Origin of the sequence: Neobacillus mesonae, assembly GCF_001636315.1 — a bacterium.
Classification (GTDB): domain Bacteria; phylum Bacillota; class Bacilli; order Bacillales; family Cytobacillaceae; genus Neobacillus; species Neobacillus mesonae.
On sequence record NZ_KV440949.1, the window covers coordinates 1,721,203 to 1,739,699 of the forward strand.

At 44.4% G+C, this 18,497-nt stretch carries 15 protein-coding genes, 1 rRNA gene, 1 riboswitch and 1 other annotated feature; of the genes, 2 read left to right on the forward strand and 14 right to left on the reverse strand.

What is annotated here, in order from left to right:
* Positions 1 to 40: 40 nt before the first annotated feature.
* From A6749_RS08470 to A6749_RS08510, 9 genes are all read right to left on the reverse strand, one after another.
* A 16S ribosomal RNA gene (locus A6749_RS08470) occupies positions 41 to 1,590 on the reverse strand.
* A 499-nt stretch (positions 1,591 to 2,089) separates the two neighbouring features.
* Positions 2,090 to 2,920, reverse strand: coding sequence for an energy-coupling factor transporter transmembrane component T family protein (locus A6749_RS08475; RefSeq protein WP_066387950.1), 831 nt, complete (start codon positions 2,918 to 2,920; stop codon positions 2,090 to 2,092).
* Positions 2,911 to 4,617 (reverse strand): ABC transporter ATP-binding protein, encoded by a 1,707-nt coding sequence (locus A6749_RS08480; RefSeq protein ID WP_066387952.1) that lies wholly within the window; start codon positions 4,615 to 4,617, stop codon positions 2,911 to 2,913. The genes A6749_RS08475 and A6749_RS08480 overlap by 10 nt, the downstream gene beginning before the upstream one ends.
* A 41-nt stretch (positions 4,618 to 4,658) precedes the next feature.
* Entirely contained in the window at positions 4,659 to 5,216 is a 558-nt protein-coding gene (locus A6749_RS08485; protein WP_066387960.1) for an ECF-type riboflavin transporter substrate-binding protein, read from the reverse strand.
* Positions 5,217 to 5,220: 4 nt separating this feature from the next.
* Complete coding sequence (locus A6749_RS08490; protein WP_066387965.1) at positions 5,221 to 6,078, reverse strand: SAM hydrolase/SAM-dependent halogenase family protein; 858 nt, start codon at positions 6,076 to 6,078, stop codon at positions 5,221 to 5,223.
* Positions 6,079 to 6,189: 111 nt separating this feature from the next.
* Positions 6,190 to 6,497: a binding site (T-box leader), on the reverse strand.
* Positions 6,498 to 6,625: 128 nt separating this feature from the next.
* The gene (locus tag A6749_RS08495; RefSeq protein WP_066387968.1) at positions 6,626 to 6,904 is read right to left on the reverse strand and encodes an AbrB/MazE/SpoVT family DNA-binding domain-containing protein; all 279 of its coding nucleotides are present in this window, start codon (positions 6,902 to 6,904) and stop codon (positions 6,626 to 6,628) included.
* 386 nt (positions 6,905 to 7,290) lie between these two features.
* Positions 7,291 to 7,397: riboswitch (SAM riboswitch) on the reverse strand.
* Positions 7,398 to 7,563: 166 nt separating this feature from the next.
* Positions 7,564 to 8,976 (reverse strand): FMN-binding glutamate synthase family protein, encoded by a 1,413-nt coding sequence (locus A6749_RS08500; protein WP_066387978.1) that lies wholly within the window; start codon positions 8,974 to 8,976, stop codon positions 7,564 to 7,566.
* A gap of 13 nt (positions 8,977 to 8,989) precedes the next feature.
* Positions 8,990 to 10,411 carry an FMN-binding glutamate synthase family protein gene (locus A6749_RS08505; RefSeq protein WP_066387984.1) on the reverse strand — a complete coding sequence of 474 codons (1,422 nt, stop codon included), beginning with the start codon at positions 10,409 to 10,411 and terminating at the stop codon, positions 8,990 to 8,992.
* A gap of 253 nt (positions 10,412 to 10,664) precedes the next feature.
* Complete coding sequence (locus A6749_RS08510) at positions 10,665 to 11,024, reverse strand: winged helix-turn-helix transcriptional regulator (protein ID WP_066387986.1); 360 nt, start codon at positions 11,022 to 11,024, stop codon at positions 10,665 to 10,667.
* Positions 11,025 to 11,226: 202 nt separating this feature from the next.
* Here A6749_RS08510 and fdhA point away from each other — a divergent pair, with 202 nt between their 5' ends.
* Together fdhA and A6749_RS08520 are read left to right on the forward strand one after the other, a co-directional pair.
* Positions 11,227 to 12,444, forward strand: coding sequence for a formaldehyde dehydrogenase, glutathione-independent (gene fdhA / locus A6749_RS08515; RefSeq protein ID WP_066387988.1), 1,218 nt, complete (start codon positions 11,227 to 11,229; stop codon positions 12,442 to 12,444).
* A 48-nt stretch (positions 12,445 to 12,492) separates the two neighbouring features.
* Positions 12,493 to 12,915: a GlcG/HbpS family heme-binding protein gene (locus A6749_RS08520; protein WP_066387997.1), complete on the forward strand. Its 423-nt coding sequence runs from the start codon at positions 12,493 to 12,495 to the stop codon at positions 12,913 to 12,915.
* A 30-nt stretch (positions 12,916 to 12,945) separates the two neighbouring features.
* Here A6749_RS08520 and A6749_RS08525 read toward each other — a convergent pair whose 3' ends face one another.
* From A6749_RS08525 to galU, 5 genes are all read right to left on the reverse strand, one after another.
* Complete coding sequence (locus tag A6749_RS08525) at positions 12,946 to 13,500, reverse strand: hypothetical protein (protein ID WP_066388007.1); 555 nt, start codon at positions 13,498 to 13,500, stop codon at positions 12,946 to 12,948.
* Positions 13,490 to 14,932, reverse strand: coding sequence for an FAD-binding oxidoreductase (locus tag A6749_RS08530; RefSeq protein ID WP_084797718.1), 1,443 nt, complete (start codon positions 14,930 to 14,932; stop codon positions 13,490 to 13,492). The genes A6749_RS08525 and A6749_RS08530 overlap by 11 nt, the downstream gene beginning before the upstream one ends.
* A gap of 266 nt (positions 14,933 to 15,198) precedes the next feature.
* Positions 15,199 to 15,990 (reverse strand): YusW family protein, encoded by a 792-nt coding sequence (locus tag A6749_RS08535; protein WP_066388012.1) that lies wholly within the window; start codon positions 15,988 to 15,990, stop codon positions 15,199 to 15,201.
* A 167-nt stretch (positions 15,991 to 16,157) separates the two neighbouring features.
* Positions 16,158 to 17,498, reverse strand: coding sequence for a UDP-glucose dehydrogenase family protein (locus A6749_RS08540; RefSeq protein WP_066388027.1), 1,341 nt, complete (start codon positions 17,496 to 17,498; stop codon positions 16,158 to 16,160).
* 86 nt (positions 17,499 to 17,584) lie between these two features.
* Positions 17,585 to 18,481: a UTP--glucose-1-phosphate uridylyltransferase GalU gene (gene galU / locus A6749_RS08545; RefSeq protein WP_066388034.1), complete on the reverse strand. Its 897-nt coding sequence runs from the start codon at positions 18,479 to 18,481 to the stop codon at positions 17,585 to 17,587.
* Between the last annotated feature and the right edge of the window lie 16 nt (positions 18,482 to 18,497).

An 18,497-nucleotide genomic window follows, 5' to 3' on the forward strand; every position in this document is an offset into this window, starting at 1 on the left:
CTTTTATTGTCTGGCTCATATGTCCAGCTTATATCCTTAGAAAGGAGGTGATCCAGCCGCACCTTCCGATACGGCTACCTTGTTACGACTTCACCCCAATCATCTGTCCCACCTTAGGCGGCTGGCTCCTTACGGTTACCCCACCGACTTCGGGTGTTACAAACTCTCGTGGTGTGACGGGCGGTGTGTACAAGGCCCGGGAACGTATTCACCGCGGCATGCTGATCCGCGATTACTAGCGATTCCGGCTTCATGCAGGCGAGTTGCAGCCTGCAATCCGAACTGAGAATGGTTTTATGGGATTGGCGAGACCTTGCGGTTTTGCAGCCCTTTGTACCATCCATTGTAGCACGTGTGTAGCCCAGGTCATAAGGGGCATGATGATTTGACGTCATCCCCACCTTCCTCCGGTTTGTCACCGGCAGTCACCTTAGAGTGCCCAACTGAATGCTGGCAACTAAGATCAAGGGTTGCGCTCGTTGCGGGACTTAACCCAACATCTCACGACACGAGCTGACGACAACCATGCACCACCTGTCACTCTGTCCCCCGAAGGGGAAAGTCCTATCTCTAGGAGTGTCAGAGGATGTCAAGACCTGGTAAGGTTCTTCGCGTTGCTTCGAATTAAACCACATGCTCCACCGCTTGTGCGGGCCCCCGTCAATTCCTTTGAGTTTCAGCCTTGCGGCCGTACTCCCCAGGCGGAGTGCTTAATGCGTTAGCTGCAGCACTAAAGGGCGGAAACCCTCTAACACTTAGCACTCATCGTTTACGGCGTGGACTACCAGGGTATCTAATCCTGTTTGCTCCCCACGCTTTCGCGCCTCAGCGTCAGTTACAGACCAGAAAGCCGCCTTCGCCACTGGTGTTCCTCCACATCTCTACGCATTTCACCGCTACACGTGGAATTCCGCTTTCCTCTTCTGCACTCAAGTCCCCCAGTTTCCAATGACCCTCCACGGTTGAGCCGTGGGCTTTCACATCAGACTTAAAGGACCGCCTGCGCGCGCTTTACGCCCAATAATTCCGGACAACGCTTGCCACCTACGTATTACCGCGGCTGCTGGCACGTAGTTAGCCGTGGCTTTCTGGTTAGGTACCGTCAAGGTACCGGCAGTTACTCCGATACTTATTCTTCCCTAACAACAGAGCTTTACGACCCGAAGGCCTTCATCGCTCACGCGGCGTTGCTCCATCAGACTTTCGTCCATTGTGGAAGATTCCCTACTGCTGCCTCCCGTAGGAGTCTGGGCCGTGTCTCAGTCCCAGTGTGGCCGATCACCCTCTCAGGTCGGCTACGCATCGTTGCCTTGGTGAGCCGTTACCTCACCAACTAGCTAATGCGCCGCGGGCCCATCTGTAAGTGCCAGCCGAAACCGACTTTCAGCTTACCAACATGTGTTGATAAGAATTATCCGGTATTAGCTCCGGTTTCCCGAAGTTATCCCAGTCTTACAGGCAGGTTGCCCACGTGTTACTCACCCGTCCGCCGCTAACTTTTGGGAGCAAGCTCCCGCAAGTTCGCTCGACTTGCATGTATTAGGCACGCCGCCAGCGTTCGTCCTGAGCCAGGATCAAACTCTCCAAGAAAGTTGATTAGCTCATAAATTTACGTTGGCTCGAATTCTTCTATGAAGATAGAAGAAACTCGATTATTATTGTTTGTTGACGTTTTTGTTTGTTTAGTTTTCAAAGAACAATTCTTCTCTTTTTTCAAGAGACGTTTTCTATCTTACCACGCTTCTTAAATCAAGTCAACCATTTTTTTAATAAGTTCAATCCTTTAAAACAGCTGATATGTTTCGAAGCGAACTTTTATATCATACCACCATAAAAACTATTTATCAATAGTAAATTTTATTAAATGGGGATGAAATAAAAATCATATTTGCCGTTTGTGATCTGCTCTTTTTCAAAGCATTTTGTTCAGCGACAGTTATAAATATTACTCTCTTATTCACTGTAAGTCAACACTTTTTCTAAAAAAATTCCTAACCTTATATGACTCCCGTCAAATTTCATCGTCCAATTCTAAACATTACTCACCATATAATAATATTAATGAGACACGAGAATCGCCCCCCGTGCCTCATTGGAATGGGTTGTAGAAGCGGTTGCCGTCGTGGAAGGTGGTGTATAGGGAGATGGTTAAGATTGTTATGAATAGGGCGATGGTGATGATATCATTTTTTTGGATTGGACGGGATCGGTACCAGGTGCGTTTTTTGTTTTTTCCGAAGCCGCGAAGTTCCATGGCGTTACTGATGGTTTCAATTTTGTCGAGACTTGATAGAATCAGCGGGATGATGATGGATGCCGCGTTTTTGATACGTTTTGGCAGTTTTTCTTTACGCGACATATCAATTCCGCGCGCCTGCTGGGCTAGTGAAATGTTGCGAAAATCTCGTTGAATGTCCGGAATATAGCGCAGCGCCAAGGCAACAGCATAGGAAATTCGGTAACTGACACCGATACGGTTCAGTGAGGCCGCAAATTCACTTGGATTCGTAGTTACGATAAACAGCAGGGCTGCCGGAATAACGGTAAAATATTTAAGCGTTACATTGAATTGATAAAACAATTGCTCAAGCGTAACTGAATATTTTCCTCCGATATCAACAAGCATATGGCTTGTCCCATAAATTTTCACCCCTTCCTGCGGTGAAAACAAATAGATTGCGAGATTATTAATCAATAGAAAAAACAAAATAAACAGAAGGACAAAGGCCACTTCTCTTATTTTTACCTTAGAAGCAATAAATATTAAAACACTAAATAGAAACAAAAAAAGTAAAACGCGGGTATCATAAGTCAACATCGCAATCGATGACCAGATGAGAAAGCAAATCAGCTTGGTGACACCTGTCAGCCGGTGCACCGGTGATTCCCGTTCTATATATGAAAGCATTTCTACTGCCATTTTTGCCGCACCTCACGATCATAGGCAATAAACCGTTCGACAAACTGTTTATGCTCGTCTATCCCCGCTCGATGAGCCAATTCAAAAAGGGATGTTTCCTTTAAATTCGCCTCAGTAATAATATGAGTATCCGCCAGCACATTTACAGCGGTATCATCAGCAATTTTTCGCCCGCCGGCAATTACAATCGCGCGCGGTGTATATTCAAGCATCAGATGCATATCATGAGTAATCATGATGATGGTCACTCCCTTTCGATTCAGCTCCATCAGGAACTCCATAATTTCCGTATAATGCCGAAGGTCCTGCCCGGCAGTCGGTTCATCGAGAATAATTACCTCCGGCTCTAATACTAGGATGGAAGCGATCGTTACCCGCTTCTTCTGGCCAAAACTCAGCGCGGAAATCGGCCAGTTGCGGTATGGATACAGCCCGCAGATTTTCAACGTCTTCAGCACCCGTTCCTTTATTTCCGCTTCCGGGACACCGCGGGATATGAGCCCCAGCGCGACTTCGTCAAAAATCATCGTTTTGGAAATCATGTGATTCGGATTTTGCATCACCATGCCAATCCTCTCAGCACGCTCTTTGATACTATCGCCGCTAATATCCCGCCCGCGGTAATAAATTTTTCCAGCATCCGGCTTTTCAAAACCACAAATAAGTTTAGACAGTGTCGACTTTCCAGCACCGTTTTTTCCAACAATACTGACCATCTCACCTTTTTCAATAGAAAAAGAAATACCGTCAATCGTTGGCTGATTCGGTTTATAGCCAAAACGGATATCCTTCAGCTCCAAAATCACTTCTGATTTCAGTTTAGTGTCTGGGTTTTCCACTTTTTCATACCATTTTAAGAGCTGATTTTTACAAGTATCCATCTGAAATGTATCGAGGCGGGCCGGCCGCATCTCAGCAGTCACGCGGCACCCGGCATATTTCGCCGCTTTCACATATAATGGCTCGCGGATGGAGCATTGCTCAAGAACTGGTGAAGCCAGCAGCTCGTCCGGGGTCATATCGCTAAAGATCCTGCCATCGTCAACAACAACAATTCGATCAACAGGACGATGCAATACATCCTCCAGCCGGTGCTCAATGATGATGATGGTTTTGTTTGTGTCCTGATGAATTTTATCTATCAGTTCAATTGCGTACTTTCCTGTGGCCGGGTCTAAGTTCGCCAACGGTTCGTCAAATAGGAGAATATCAACGTCGTCGACCATCACTCCTGCAAGTGAAACGCGCTGCTTTTGCCCGCCGGAAAGATGATGCGTGGCCGCGTCTAAGTGGTGTTCCATACCTACCAATTTTGAAACCTCTTCTACTTTTACAAACATCTGCCGCTGGGGTGTGCAATCATTCTCAAGTGCAAATGCGATGTCCTCGGCAACTGTAAGACCGATAAACTGCCCATCAGGGTCTTGAAGAACCGTACCGACTTTCTTGGATTGGGAAAAAATGTCCTTCGGTTGCTCACCGGCGATTTTCAGGCTTCCAGTTACGTTCCCTTTATAAGAAAATGGGACAAGGCCATTGAGACAATGGCCGAGAGTGCTTTTTCCCGACCCGGAAGGACCGACGATGAGCACCTTTTCCCCTTCATAGACCGTTAAATTAATATCCTGGAGAGTTGGCGCCGTCTGGCTGCGGTATTGAAAGCTGTAATTTTCGAATTGAACGAGTGGTTTTTTCATAAAAATTCTCCAATGCTGACCCTTTTTTTAAAAAAATTTATCTAAACATCCTTCGTCAGGCTGCCGCTCTGGCTGCGAGTTTTTGCATAGATGGAAAGCAGCAGCGATCCCAGAACGGCGACCGTTACCATGTTTAGTCCCCCGGCAACAGCACCTTGCAAATACACTTTATTCACCGGTTCTGCATAGATAAGAACGTCCAGTGTCGGTGCGATGGCAAACCAGCCGATTGCCTGGGCGATGATTTGGACGACGTTAAACAAAATGATTTTTTTCGTATTAAAAATTCCTGCCTCAATATTGATTTTCTTGGATGCCAGGCCGATGATGAAACCAACTAGGCCGGAGACCACCACCCAGCTCCACCACGGAGTGCCGTAAAAAATAAAATCCTTTAAAGTGTGGCCTATTAAGCCAATCAGCCCTCCGGCAACCGGTCCGAAGATGATTGCCATTAGCGCTAAGAATCCGTATGATGTGTCGAAGTTGGTATTTGGAACTCCTGTGGGGATCGAGGCAAATCGTCCTAAAATCACGAATACCGCAGCACCGATCCCTATCGCTACAATTGTTTTTATCGATAACGTTTTCCCACCCATGTTCTCAACCTCCTATAATTTTGGCTATTTTTCGAATTGAGATTTTCCATGATGCGCCGGTTTCGACATGATAGGCTTTGGCGAAGGAGCCTTGGTTGATGGCAACACCAATTTTATCTAGCGAATTTACATACAGCAGCGGCTCGCCTAAATGAATATCGGCAAATGTCCGGCCGTAGGTCATGATATTTTTATAAACCTGACGGGTGTCGTTTTCGATCGTTACCTCAAACGAGTCGCCATACTTAGCTCCTAAATCCTGAAAAAGGATACGGTCAATATTGGTCCACAAATTGCCGAAGCGGACATCGAGAATATCGATATTCCCGGTAAGAACCTGGTCCGTTATGCTCGCTTCCGGTTTAGGAAGTTCGATGACGGAATTGGACGGCAGCTCAGGACCGACCTCTTCGAATGTAATGACACCTGAAGCAAGCCTTGCACCTGTAAAGGCATAAACGTCGCGGCCATGGAACGTATAGGACTCACCCGAACGCGGCAGGCGGTTGACTGTTTCATCGATGATTCTCACTGCAGTGATCCCAATGCTGCTTTTAATATGGGTCAATGTGCCGTTATCCGGGGTTACAACATAATGATTCTGGGCCGTTTTTGCGACAATGCTGCGGCGCTCAGAACCCACGCCGGGGTCGACAACCGAAACAAACACCGTTCCCTCAGGCCAGTAAGCAACCGTTTGATATAAGCGGTAGGAGCCTTCCCAAATATTGTACTGCGGGATATCATGGGTTAAATCAAAAATCCTGATCGCCGGGTTTACTGAAATCGCCACACCGTACATTGCACTGACGGCACCGTCACTTAAACCAAAATCAGTCTGTAACACAAGATTATTACTCATTTTATTTTCCTCCTTGTTCTTATATGCTTTTTCGGTATCATACTTAGTCACTTGTTAGTACCGTTTGTAGAAAATAAAAAACCACGCCCCTATCTATTTTTATAAAAAATAAATAAGGACGTGGTTTGAATCTCCACGTGGTACCACCTTAATTCACTGTATGCTCGCGCAATACAGCCTCTGCTAGTACTAGAGCTCTTGCGTATCCCGGCTCTTTATACTGTGGTATGGATAACGAGTACCAAATCTCGTCGGAACCTACTCCGGTCTATTCGCTAATCGGCTTCCGCCTTTGGATAGATCGTTTCAGCACGCAGCTCTGAGGCCATTTTTCCGATTCGTATCTTTGCTTCTTCTCAGCACCCGAAGCTCTCTGTGAAAAATAACTAAACCGTACTTTCCCTCTTCAACGCTTTATAAACTAGTATTTATTTGAAAATTTACTCAATTATATTCCGTGAAATGGAAATAGTCAAGCAAAATTGGTGTACATTGTTTGGTGTCAGGCACCATGTGAAAAATTCACATGGCGCCTGACACCACCGTTTTATTTCGAGCCTAATGCTGCTTTTAATTCCTCATAAAGGTCTTGTGCTCCTTGTGGGCTTAGGATGATATCGCCGGAGTAGCGTTTGTTGTCGTTTGAGACTTCTCCAGTTAGCATGCAGACATTGGATGGCTGATATTTGTGTAAGATAATTCGCTCATCGTCTACAAAAATTTCCAAAGGGTCTTTAATTTGAATATCAAGGCTTGTTCTTAATTCCCTTGGAATTACGATTCTTCCTAATTCATCTACCTTGCGGACAATGCCAGTACTTTTCATATGGATTTTCCCCTACTTTTCTAGTATTTTTTTATATTATAGCACAAAAAATGTAATAGTTTGGGGATTTTGGTAAATAGGCAGTATAGGACTATTCCTACTTCTTATCTCATTAAACTAGTTTAGCCTTCAATGGGCAAAAGTATAAAAAAGCGCCATGCATCATCGACACCTTTAACCGTGCTGCGCTTTGTTTTGTATAGTTTTGTAAGATTCCGAATTTCAATCATATTGATTACCTCTTTTTTCTAAGGTAGTAGCAAGCGGTTCACTGCAGGTATTCCGCTTCGGCAACCGCTTTTCTTTAGCGACGCTTCGCCTCTTATCCACGCAAAAAATGCCCCTTTCATCTGAAAGAGGCATCGAAAAATCTAAACGGATATTTCGCCTTATCTTTCAGAATGAAAGTCATTCTGCAGGATTTGGCACCTTCCCATTATAGGGGGTTGCCGGACGTCATCGGGCCATGTCCCTCGGTCACTCTTGATAAGCTTTTTCAAAGTCTATTATTAAGATAGTACAAATATACTAACGTGTTTTTATTTTGTCAATCATCAGAAAATAGTATTTTACTATAATGAAGCGTTTCCATTTCATTAGTACCAAGCATAGAGTAAAAATTAAAAAATTTTCCAGCATGCACAGGGTGGTCACGGTAATCAGCTTGACTCCTTCTCTTTCATAGCTTCAAAGGAAAACGGGACCCCGGCCATTTTTGCTGTCAGCTCGTCGTAACAGACTAAATCTTGTTTGGTCAGCTCTTTAATAGAGCGTTTCCCAATCGCTCTCGTCGCGACTTTCATTTCTTCCATACTCGCCGTTAAAAACTTCTCAGCCGCCTGGACGCCTTCTTCTACCGTGAATTCATCCTTAAACTTGCCGTTATACCACACCGCTTGTGTCGGCGGCTCGAACGGAAGGGCCTTTAAGACCTGGGTATGAGCAACCGCAAATAATAAAGCAGAACCTACACTAATTGCATCCGCTCCAAGTGCCAGCACTTTTAAGAAATGGCCGGGGACTAACAGGCCGCCCGATACAATTAAACTTATTTGGCCCTTCAGCTTTCTTTTTTCCAAATGATTAGCGGCCCGGACAACGGCATGTAAGGTTGGAATGCCAAAGTCATCTAATAAAATCGGAGGAGCCTCTTTCATCGCGGCTTGACCGCCGTCGATTGTAATAAAATCAACACCGATTTCAATTAAATGATCAAGATCTTCTTCAATTTTGCCGCCTGCCCCAATTTTTGCCCCAACCGGCACACCGCCAGACAATTTACGAAGGACATCCACCATTTTCTTCAAATCCTGCAATGTCTGTTTTTCAAAAAACTGTTCCATTATAAAGGCATCTTCATTTTCCTCAAGTCCCATGATTTGACGCGCACGGCCTGGTAATTCCTTGGGGGGGATTTTTTTCCCCATTCCAAGCATGGCTCCCTGCCCTAGTTTGATTTCAATCGCGTCGGCACGCTTGATGACTTCCTCTTCCTTTGCCCAAGAGGTTTTGGAAAACTGTAAAATATACTTTCCCGCCGCTTCTAATTCCTCAGGCAGGATTCCTCCCTCCCCAGAGTTGATCGCCGTTCCTGTATTTTTGGCCGCTTGGGCTAAGGACAGCCTTACTTGTTCACTGACCCCAACACCGTATCCCATCCCGCTGATGATAAGCGGAATATCGATTTCCATTGGTATTTTCGCATTTGGTCCAATTGTTACTTTGACATCTACCTCATCCTCCCCATCAACAGGAAATGGCGATGTCTGTGCGGGGATTAAGGTGATCGATTCTAAATGGGGCCACTTGACGGAGGAACCTCCAAGCGGTCGATAAATGACTTCGCTGCTAGAAGCACGCAAGCTGTTTTCCAACGTGTTTTGGATGCCCATATGCCGCAGTCCCGGCATCAATTCCATAATATTTTCCTGGTAGCTGTCCGTCAGAATAATTGTTCCTGCCTTTTTGACCACCAGCTTCATAATCCACCGCCAACCAATCAGCATAAACAAAGCGCTGAAAAATAATAAAATCACCATTGTTAATGTGCTATATAAGAACAAATTTTGCATATTCATCGCTCCATTATTCGGCCGATTTCTCAAGCTTTTGTTCTGTCCAGGGCTCGAAGGAAAAGGGAATCCCGACCATTCTGGCTGTCAATTCGTCATAGGAAACGATATCCTTTTTCGATAGTTCTTTTAACGAGCGCTTTCCCATCGCCCTTAAAGCCATTTTCATCTCCTCAACGCTTGAAGTAAAAAACTTCTCAGCTGATTTGACTCCATCTTCAATCTTGAATTGGTCCTTATACTTTCCTTGATTCCACACTACTTGAGTCGGCGGTTCAAAAGGCATCGCCTTTAAGGTTTGGCTATGGGCAACGGTAAATAATATTGCCGAGCCGACATAGACGGCATCAGCCCCCAATGCCAGCATTTTCAAAAAATGACCCGGGACTAGCAGCCCTCCGGAGACGATTAAACTGATTTGGTCGCGCATGTTTCTTTTTTCCAAATGATTGACAGCCCGGACAATCGCATGTAATGTGGGTATTCCCATATCATCTGCAAGAATCGGAGGAGCGCCGAGGGTCGCCGCCTGGGCACCATCAATTGCAATATAATCGACACCCATTTCGATCACATGGTCAATGTCTTCTTCAATCTTGCCGCCAGCTCCCATTTTCACCCCAATCGGCACGCCGCCTGTCAGCTCACGCAGTTGCTCGGTGAGTTCTTTTAAATCCTTTAATGTTTGATTTTCAAAAAAGTTGTCATGAATAACGGCATCTTCGTTTTCTTTCAAGCCCATTAACTCGCGGGCCCGTCCTGTCAGATTTTTAGGCGAAATTTTGCCGCCTGTCCCAAACAGCGCCCCCTGCCCCAGCTTGATTTCGATCATATCGGCTTGCTTAATGAGGTTCTTATCCTTCGACCATTCTGTTTTAGAAAACTGGAGAATATATTTACCCGCTTTCTCCAGCTCCTCCGGTAAAACAGCACCTTCCCCGGAATTGATGGCCGTCCCGACATTACTGGCAGCTTGCGCCAAAGAGAGTCTGACTTCCTCGCTAAGGGCAATGCCATAGGCCATACCGCTGATCATCAGCGGAATCTGGAGCTGCAGAGGTTTTTTCGCCTTTGGACCGATGGTGGCCTGGACATCCACATCCTCATCGCCATCGACGGGAAACGGGGTGGTCTGAGCAGGAATGAAGGTGATGGAATCGATGTGCGGCCATTTTTTTGAAGAGCCAAGCGGACGGTGAAGGACATCGCCTGTCTCCGCGCGCAAGCTATTTTCCAGCACATTTTGAATACCCATATGCCGCATTCCGGGCATAAGCTCCATAATGTTTTCTTGATAGCTGTCCGTTAGGATGATTGTCCCTGCTTTTTTTACTACCTTTTTTAAAATCCAGCGCCAGCCAAGGAGCATAAAGAAAAAGAGGATAAATATAATAGCAACCATTCCAAAAGTTAAATAATAGATGATGTTTGGCATATTCATGTTCTCCGGTAATCTGCTTCAAAAAGCGTTTTATAGCTATATGTTTTCCAAAATAATGAATTTTATATGCTGATGTTTGGAGGACAGAATTACATGTTATGCAAAACACAAAAAGACCGTCGCACTCTTGACAGTCTTCTTATATATTTAGGTAAAATATTCAGCTAATAAGATCATTGGTTTTTTACGATAAAGCTATCAACAATCAGTGCAGCAAAAATACAAATAGGAGAACCGTCCACATGCATCATTTGGCAAAGGATTGGATGTGTTGTTTTCCCCAGTCGTACATCATGAGGATGATGGGCATGAGGCTGCGGCCCAGTTCAGTTAGTGAGTATTCTACTTTTGGCGGGACCTCGGGGTATACCTCTCGATGGACGATGCCGTCTTCTTCTAGTTCGCGGATCTGGGTGGTGAGTACTTTGTGTGTGATTTTTGGAAATAGCCGTTTGATTTCGCTGAAACGTAAGGTGCCTTCCTTTGCTAAATAGTAAATAATCGTGATTTTCCATTTGCCGTTGATGAGCGATAAGGTAAATTCTTTTTCACAATTAAATTCGCCGTTTTCGATTTTCTTTCTAACTTCTGCCCGCAAATCGTCCATTCGATTCGCCACCTTCCTTATGTATCTTAAAAGTATCCTATAAGTAACCTTCTCACAAAAAAGTGCGTTCTTCCAGAAAAGAGCATTATTTTTTACAATTAATTAAGATAGGAAATATTCAGATTCAATTATTTCACCTGAGAGCTCTATCGATCGGAAATCCCAAACTTTTTTAAAAGCAAAAGAATGGAGGAACGCAAAAATGGCAGGAAACAGGGCGGTAGTGTATAAAGGTCCAGGACGTGTAGCAGTTGAAGATATTAGTTATCCGGATTTGATTCTTCGAGATGGCCCGGGGGTAAATCCGTTAAATATCGGGCGAAAATGTGACCACGGTGTCATTTTGAAAGTCGTCACCACCAATATTTGCGGCAGCGATCAGCACATGGTTCGCGGGCGGACGACAGCTCCGTCGGGCCTCGTACTTGGTCATGAAATTACCGGTGAAGTTATTGAAGTTGGACGTGATGTCGAATTTATTAAAAAAGGCGATCTTGTTTCGGTTCCATTTAACATAGCTTGCGGCCGCTGTCGCAGCTGTAAAGAACAAAACACGCATATTTGTGAGAACGTAAATCCGGACCGTCCCGGCTCAGCTTACGGTTATGTGGACATGGGCGGATGGGTCGGCGGCCAGTCCGAATACGTCATGGTTCCTTACGCAGATTTCCAACTTCTGAAATTCCCTGATAAAGATCAAGCACTGGAAAAAATCCTTGATTTAACGATGCTTTCAGATATTTTCCCAACCGGTTATCACGGGGCGGTCAGCGCAGGGGTGAAGCCTGGATCGACAGTTTATGTTGCCGGGGCTGGTCCGGTCGGCTTGGCTGCGGCTCATTCGGCACAGCTTCTTGGGGCATCAGTTGTCATCGTGGGGGACTTGAACAGCGAGCGGCTTGCGCAGGCGAGAAGCTTCGGCTGTGAAACGGTTAACCTTCGCGAATATCCAAATCTTGGCGAGCAAATCGAGCAAATCTTGGGTATTCCTGAAGTCGACTGCGCGATTGACTGTGTCGGCTTTGAAGCACACGGACATGGTGCCGGTGCAGGCGAAGCTCCAGCTGCCGTTTTGAACTCGATTATGGAAGTAACCCGTGCTGGAGGCCGTTTGGGAATCCCAGGGCTTTATGTAACAGGCGATCCTGGTGGCGTTGATGAGGATGCAAAAATTGGAACCTTAAAGGTTCGCCTAGGACTCGGCTGGGCGAAAGCACATACATTTGTGACAGGGCAAACGCCGGCAATGAAATATCACCGTGACTTAATGATGGCAATATTGAGCGGCAAAGCGCAGATTGCCAAAGCGGTTAATGCCACGTTGATTTCCTTGGATCAAGCACCGGCGGCTTACGCAGAGTTTGATCAGGGCGCGTCGAAAAAATTTGTTATTGATCCGCATGGGATATTTAGAAAATAAAGTTTTTCCATATTTCAATTTTGATGAAAATGAGGGAGGTTTTTTAATATGAGTAAAGTGACATTAGAGCTAGTAAAAGAATTGATTGCAGGTGCGGAAGCGGAAGCTAAAAAGATTGGTGTAGCGATGGTGATTTCCGTCGTAGATGAAGGAGGTAATTTGATCGCGGTTCACCGGATGGATGATGCTTGGCTCGCGAGTATTGAAATTGCCCAAAATAAGGCTTGGACTTCGGTGGCGTTAAAAATGCCTACCGCAAACTTAGCCGCGGCAACAGTTCCCGCAGCTGAACTTTACGGGTTAAATACAACAAACAGCGGGCGGCTTGTTGTATTCGGCGGCGGCATTCCGCTTGTGAGCGACGGTAAAGTGGTTGGTGCTGTTGGGGTCAGCGGAAGCACAGTGCAACATGATGTTCAAGTGGCCGAAGCGGCAGTGAAGGTGTTTGAACAGAAGCTGTTGACTGTATGATGTAGAAAAGGTCAGCCCCTTGCTGGATCATTACTTATCCAGTTGGGGTTGGCCCTCTAATTTGTCCCCTAAATTCGTTCGCCACGACAGCCAAGCATTTACGCCGTACCATATGGCCGCCAGCTCGAACAGCATATGAATAGAAAACCAGTCTAATAACCATCCTGTAGCAAGGATAGTGCCGACAATAATCATTTGTAAGATAAAATGGTGAAGATTATCCGATTTCCATTCTAGTTTCTCTTGTTTAATCCATTCTTTTTCCGAAATTTTATAAATCGCCTGGAAGATGCCCATGACCCCTTGGATTAATCCAACATGAAATAGTGTAGAGGCAAGCGGGATCACCGCCATACAACACCCGAGGCCGGCAAAAGCGGTACTGGCTAGGATGCGGACTGATGGCTTCACCGGCAGAAGGTTGAGACACAAGAAACTAATGCCGGATGAAAATGCGAAAGTGGCATACAGGAGGGCAAATACCCCATAGGACTGTCCGATATTTTTTAAAAATAAGAGATAGTAAGGGAAAATAGCGGTCTGGATTACCGCGACACCACCTTGAATCATCAGTTTATTCTTCATTTCGATACCTCTCATAAAATAGGTTCATAAACAGGCCGTTGGGGTCATATTTGTCCTTCGCCGCCACAAACGTTGAAAACTTCGGATAGGACCGCACCAGCTGCCCCTTTGTCGCATACGGATAGTAAGGGAGATAAAAGCTACCGTTATGTTTTATCGTCACATCAATTATATTTTGTATCGACCTTTGGGCTTTTTCCACATCTTCTTTCTTCTTCCCGTGATTAAAAAGGGCAACTAGCGCAATCATGTCATCCTTTGCATAGGATAATGTCGGCCCGTCATCTTTTGATACATACCGAATGGTAAGGTTTAATAGATTGATATTATCTTTTTCTAAGAAGCGCTTTAGGTCTTCGATATAAGCAGGAAATTCATCAATCGGGACGAAAAATTCCTGTAAAGCATCTGTATTGTTTGGATTTTTATATAATAAAAAGTCACTTTCCGACCGCATACTGTTATTTCGGCTGATCTTGGAATGATTTAACGATAGAAAATATTTCTTTTGCAAATCCCAAAGGACATCTTTCCCTATTTGTGTTTTGCGTGAAAAATTTAGCAGTTCCTCGGTCAGCCACGTTTGTTCATCGCTTTTTAACACTCGTAAACTTTCATTCTGTTCCAATGTTTCGAATGAATGATGGTATTCAACGACAAATAAGGAATTCAGCAATGTTTGGGGAGCGGTAGAAATCCTGCCATAGGCCAGCTTGATGTAAGGATTGGCTCTAAGCTTTTTCACATATTCCGGAAAGTCTTTGACAGCAACTGTATTCGATTGTATTTCATAAATCTCGTCATCCGTTACCTGTAATTCCACATCGAGAATCACTCCAAATAACCCATACCCGCCGATGACATGATTGAATAACTCGGAATTTGTTTCCCTGTCCACTTTTACAACCCTTCCATCCGCCAGCAGAAGCCGGAACCAATTAATCGTGCTTCCAAGTGATTCATGGTGAATATCCCGGCCATGGATATTAGCGCTGATGGAACCGCCAACCGTGAAAATGTTTTGGGATTGCATGACTTTTACTGCTAATCTGTGCGGTGCCAAAGCCTTTTGGATCTGGTCCCAGGTGGCGCCGCTTTGGACGTGGATGGTTTTTCGTTTCGGGTCTATCGCCAATATCTGGTTGTATTGGGTCATATCCAATACAACACCGTTTGAGTAATAGGTGTGTCCGCCCTGGGAGTGCCGGTTTCCTGAAATACTGACAGGCAAATGGTCTTTATTAGCTTTTTTAATAATATCCACGATCTGCTCTTCTTCCCTGCCTGTTTCCAGCCGCTTAATCTTTGTCGGTAAAAGCCTGGCAACATCCTGGATGACCCCATTTTCATACAAATCATCCTGGTAATGGGCAAGAGTATACCTTTGGATGCCATACGAGCTTAAAAATACAACTGACAATAACAAAACCATGATACATAGAACTCTTTTTATTGTTTTGAGATTTAAATGATTCATATTGATCCTCAACCGAAGAATTATTTAGTGTAATTTTACACTAAATGTTGCCAGGTGACAATATTTTTTGACTATTCTTCTATTTCTAAATGAGTAAATGGGCACCTTATCGGAGTTATCCTATAATTAATTCCCTACAAAAAAGTCAGGCACCCGCTGCTTTGTACCTTAAACAGCGGGTGCCTGACACCAATGAAACAGGAGAACTGTCCCATGCTTCCTTATCTATGAAACTTTACATCTACTTTTGCGTGGTTCTCGAATTGAAAATCTACGTCTGCCTTCGTGATATCTGTTACTTCTACACCAAGGACATCAGAGACCTTAGATACATACTCCTTCCAGGTGGTGTCTTTTGTTGGTGTAAGCTCATTTTTAATTCGCTGGAACTCATCTCGTGCATGTGAACCTTTCAGGATGGTCATGCCATCTTTGGTCTTTTTAATAAAAGTATCCTGCATAGAATTTTTCCCCGACATATGAACATCGTATTGCGTACCATTGTTCGCTTTTACATGAACTTTCAGTTTATGAATTTGATAGGGATCCGCCACATTTGATTTTTCACCTTTTTTATAAGAGAAAGATAATTTGGCTTGATTCGTAAATTCTACCTTCGCATTCGCTTTTTCCACTTCTGATGGCTTCACGCCTAAGGCATCAGATAGACGGTTGATGACTTCTTCTTTACTTAGATCCATCGAGAGGTTTAAGTCTTTGATAAAATCAATCACCCGCTGGTTTGCTTCCTTACCTGTTACCTCTATTACTTTATGATCCTTATGCTTCTTGATGTCGACCGTGACGATTCCGTCTTTCTCATCATACACAACCGTATACTTTTCGTGATGAAGGTTAACCGTTGCTTTTAGATGGTCAATTACCTTCCATACATTTGCTGCATCTACATTTTGGACAACGGGTGCCGGCTCCTTAATTTGCTCCGCAAACACCTGACCTGATACACCAAACGCTAAAGAAGAGGCTAGAAAAACTGCTGCTGCTTTTTTCATTTCATACATCCTTTCCATTCATTTCATTTTTTATTTTAAAGACTGTGCTAAATGTCATTCTGCTTTTGGCTCTATTGATTGGAGCGTAATGAATAGTCTGATATAACACAGCCACTTTAAAATCAACATTCTTTTAATAAAGAAGATGAGAACCGTCCCCATTCTTCCTAATAGGAAGCGGCAGCGGACAGGCTGGCTGTTTTTTTGATCGGTTTTCGGCCAATGGCGATATATTCAACTGGGTATTGTTTTATTTCTTCTTCTGTGTAACAGTTACGGCCATCGAAGAGTATTGGTTTTTCCATGAATAGGCTGGATAGGATCAGCGCTTTGTTCACAATTTCTTCCCACTCTGTTACGATAAAAACGGCATCAGCCTTTTTAATGGCATCTTCGATTTGTTCCACAAATTGAACCTCTGGGGGAAGGACTTTCTTGGCGTTTTCAATAGCAATTGGATCGTAGGCAATGATTTCCGCCCCTTCCTCCAATAGCCTTTTAGAGATACTTATGGAGGCAGCCTCTCTCATATCATCTGTATTGGGCTTAAACGCAAGACCCAGAAGCGCCACCCGCTTTCCTTTAAGTGAGCCAAATCGCTCTTTCGCTTTTTTCACCAGAGCTGTCTTTTGACGGTCATTGATTTCAATCACAGACTTCAGTAAGCGAAAATCATGATCGACCGCTTCCGAAATTTTCACCAAGGCCCTCGTATCCTTTGGAAAGCAGGAACCCCCAAAGCCAATTCCGGCATCCAGGAACTTAGATCCAATCCGGGCATCCTTCCCAATCCCTTTTGCCACCTCTACAATATCTGAACCGACCTTTTCAGAAAGAGCGGCAATCTCATTGATAAACGAAATTTTGGTTGCCAAAAACGCATTAGCGGCATACTTAATCATCTCCGCACTGCTGATGCTGGTTTTTAAAATAGGAAGACCAAATGGCTGGTTAATTTCTTCTATTAAATCAGCGGCTGCTGTTGAGTCGGCGCCGATGACAATCCGGTCCCCATGGAACGAATCATGAACAGCAGACCCCTCCCGAAGAAATTCTGGATTAGAGACAATGTCTACATGATAGTTTCCTTGCAGATAGGCATTAACTACTTCCTCTATTTTGTAGTTGGTGCCCAGTGGAACTGTACTTTTGGTAACGACAACGACATCACGCGCGATGTTTTGTCCGATGTCCTGTGCGGCTTTGAAAACATATGAAAGATCAGCAGAACCATCCCCTTGCTGCGGAGTACCGACTGCAATGTATACCACATCAGCCTCCCTTAAAGCCATCATCGTATCTGACGTGAAATGGAGATTCCCTCTTTCCATGTTGCTTGCCATTAACTCATCCAGTCCTGGTTCATAAATGGGTGAAACACCTAAAGTAAGCAGTTCAATTTTTTTCTTATCCAGATCCAGGCATGTGACGTTATGGCCGATTTCGGCCAAACAAACACCTGTTACTAATCCTACATAGCCTGTTCCAATGATCGATATGTTCTTCATACAACTCCTCCTCAAAGCACCTCTGATTTATGTAATTGCAGTGTAAATTGGTCAGCAAAAAAGATTGATATTCATTTTCAAAAGATTTAGGGAGAAACGATGAGCTCTTCAGCATAAATGGTTTCACGCAAGTAGCTCCTAACACGATCCCTGAATTCCCTTCTTTCTAATATGAAATCAAGGGTCGCTTGAACGAAACCAACTTTATCGCCAACATCATAGCGTTTACCTTCAAAGTTGTAAGCCATAACACATTGGCTCTCATTTAGCTGTTTAATGCCATCTGTTAATTGAATTTCATTTCCTGAACCCGGAGGTAATTTAGCCAAAATTTCGAATATCTCCGGTGTAAGTACGTAGCGTCCCATAATCGCATAGCGGGACGGAGCCTCTTCTATAGCCGGTTTCTCCACAACTGTATTAAGTAGGAAGACATCCTTTTCTAAGCTCTTATTTGTAATAGGGTCAATGATCCCGTATTTAGAAACTTCATTCGCATCCACTTCCTGCACCCCAAGGACTGGAGATTGATATTCGTCAAATACATTAATTAATTGTTTTAGACAAGGTGTATCTGATTTGACAATATCATCGCCAAGCAGGACGGCAAATGGCTCGTTGCCGATAAAACTTGCTGCACAGTGAATAGCATGTCCCAAGCCAAGCGGCTCCTTTTGTCGAACATAATGGATGTTAGCCAGATTTGAAATGGCCTGAATTTCTACCAGCTTTTCATACTTTTCCTTTTTTAATAGAGTTTCTTCTAATTCATAGGATTTATCGAAATGGTCCTCGATCGCCCGTTTGCCTCTTCCGCTAATAATAAGTATGTCTTCAATACCAGACTGGATCGCCTCCTCGACGACATATTGAATTGTCGGCTTATCAACAATCGGCAGCATCTCCTTTGGCAATGCTTTTGTCGCCGGCAGAAAACGAGTACCTAAACCAGCAGCAGGAATAATCGCTTTACGAACTTTCACAGAAATACCCTCCATT

Coding starts and splice junctions, on each gene's coding strand:
- A6749_RS08475 (WP_066387950.1), bottom strand. CDS start 2,920: ATGGCAGTAGAAATGCTTTCATATATAGAACGGGAATCACCGGTGCAC.
- A6749_RS08480 (WP_066387952.1), bottom strand. CDS start 4,617: ATGAAAAAACCACTCGTTCAATTCGAAAATTACAGCTTTCAATACCGC.
- A6749_RS08485 (WP_066387960.1), bottom strand. CDS start 5,216: ATGGGTGGGAAAACGTTATCGATAAAAACAATTGTAGCGATAGGGATC.
- A6749_RS08490 (WP_066387965.1), bottom strand. CDS start 6,078: ATGAGTAATAATCTTGTGTTACAGACTGATTTTGGTTTAAGTGACGGT.
- A6749_RS08495 (WP_066387968.1), bottom strand. CDS start 6,904: ATGAAAAGTACTGGCATTGTCCGCAAGGTAGATGAATTAGGAAGAATC.
- A6749_RS08500 (WP_066387978.1), bottom strand. CDS start 8,976: ATGCAAAATTTGTTCTTATATAGCACATTAACAATGGTGATTTTATTA.
- A6749_RS08505 (WP_066387984.1), bottom strand. CDS start 10,411: ATGCCAAACATCATCTATTATTTAACTTTTGGAATGGTTGCTATTATA.
- A6749_RS08510 (WP_066387986.1), bottom strand. CDS start 11,024: ATGGACGATTTGCGGGCAGAAGTTAGAAAGAAAATCGAAAACGGCGAA.
- fdhA (WP_066387988.1), top strand. CDS start 11,227: ATGGCAGGAAACAGGGCGGTAGTGTATAAAGGTCCAGGACGTGTAGCA.
- A6749_RS08520 (WP_066387997.1), top strand. CDS start 12,493: ATGAGTAAAGTGACATTAGAGCTAGTAAAAGAATTGATTGCAGGTGCG.
- A6749_RS08525 (WP_066388007.1), bottom strand. CDS start 13,500: ATGAAGAATAAACTGATGATTCAAGGTGGTGTCGCGGTAATCCAGACC.
- A6749_RS08530 (WP_084797718.1), bottom strand. CDS start 14,932: ATGGTTTTGTTATTGTCAGTTGTATTTTTAAGCTCGTATGGCATCCAA.
- A6749_RS08535 (WP_066388012.1), bottom strand. CDS start 15,990: ATGAAAAAAGCAGCAGCAGTTTTTCTAGCCTCTTCTTTAGCGTTTGGT.
- A6749_RS08540 (WP_066388027.1), bottom strand. CDS start 17,498: ATGAAGAACATATCGATCATTGGAACAGGCTATGTAGGATTAGTAACA.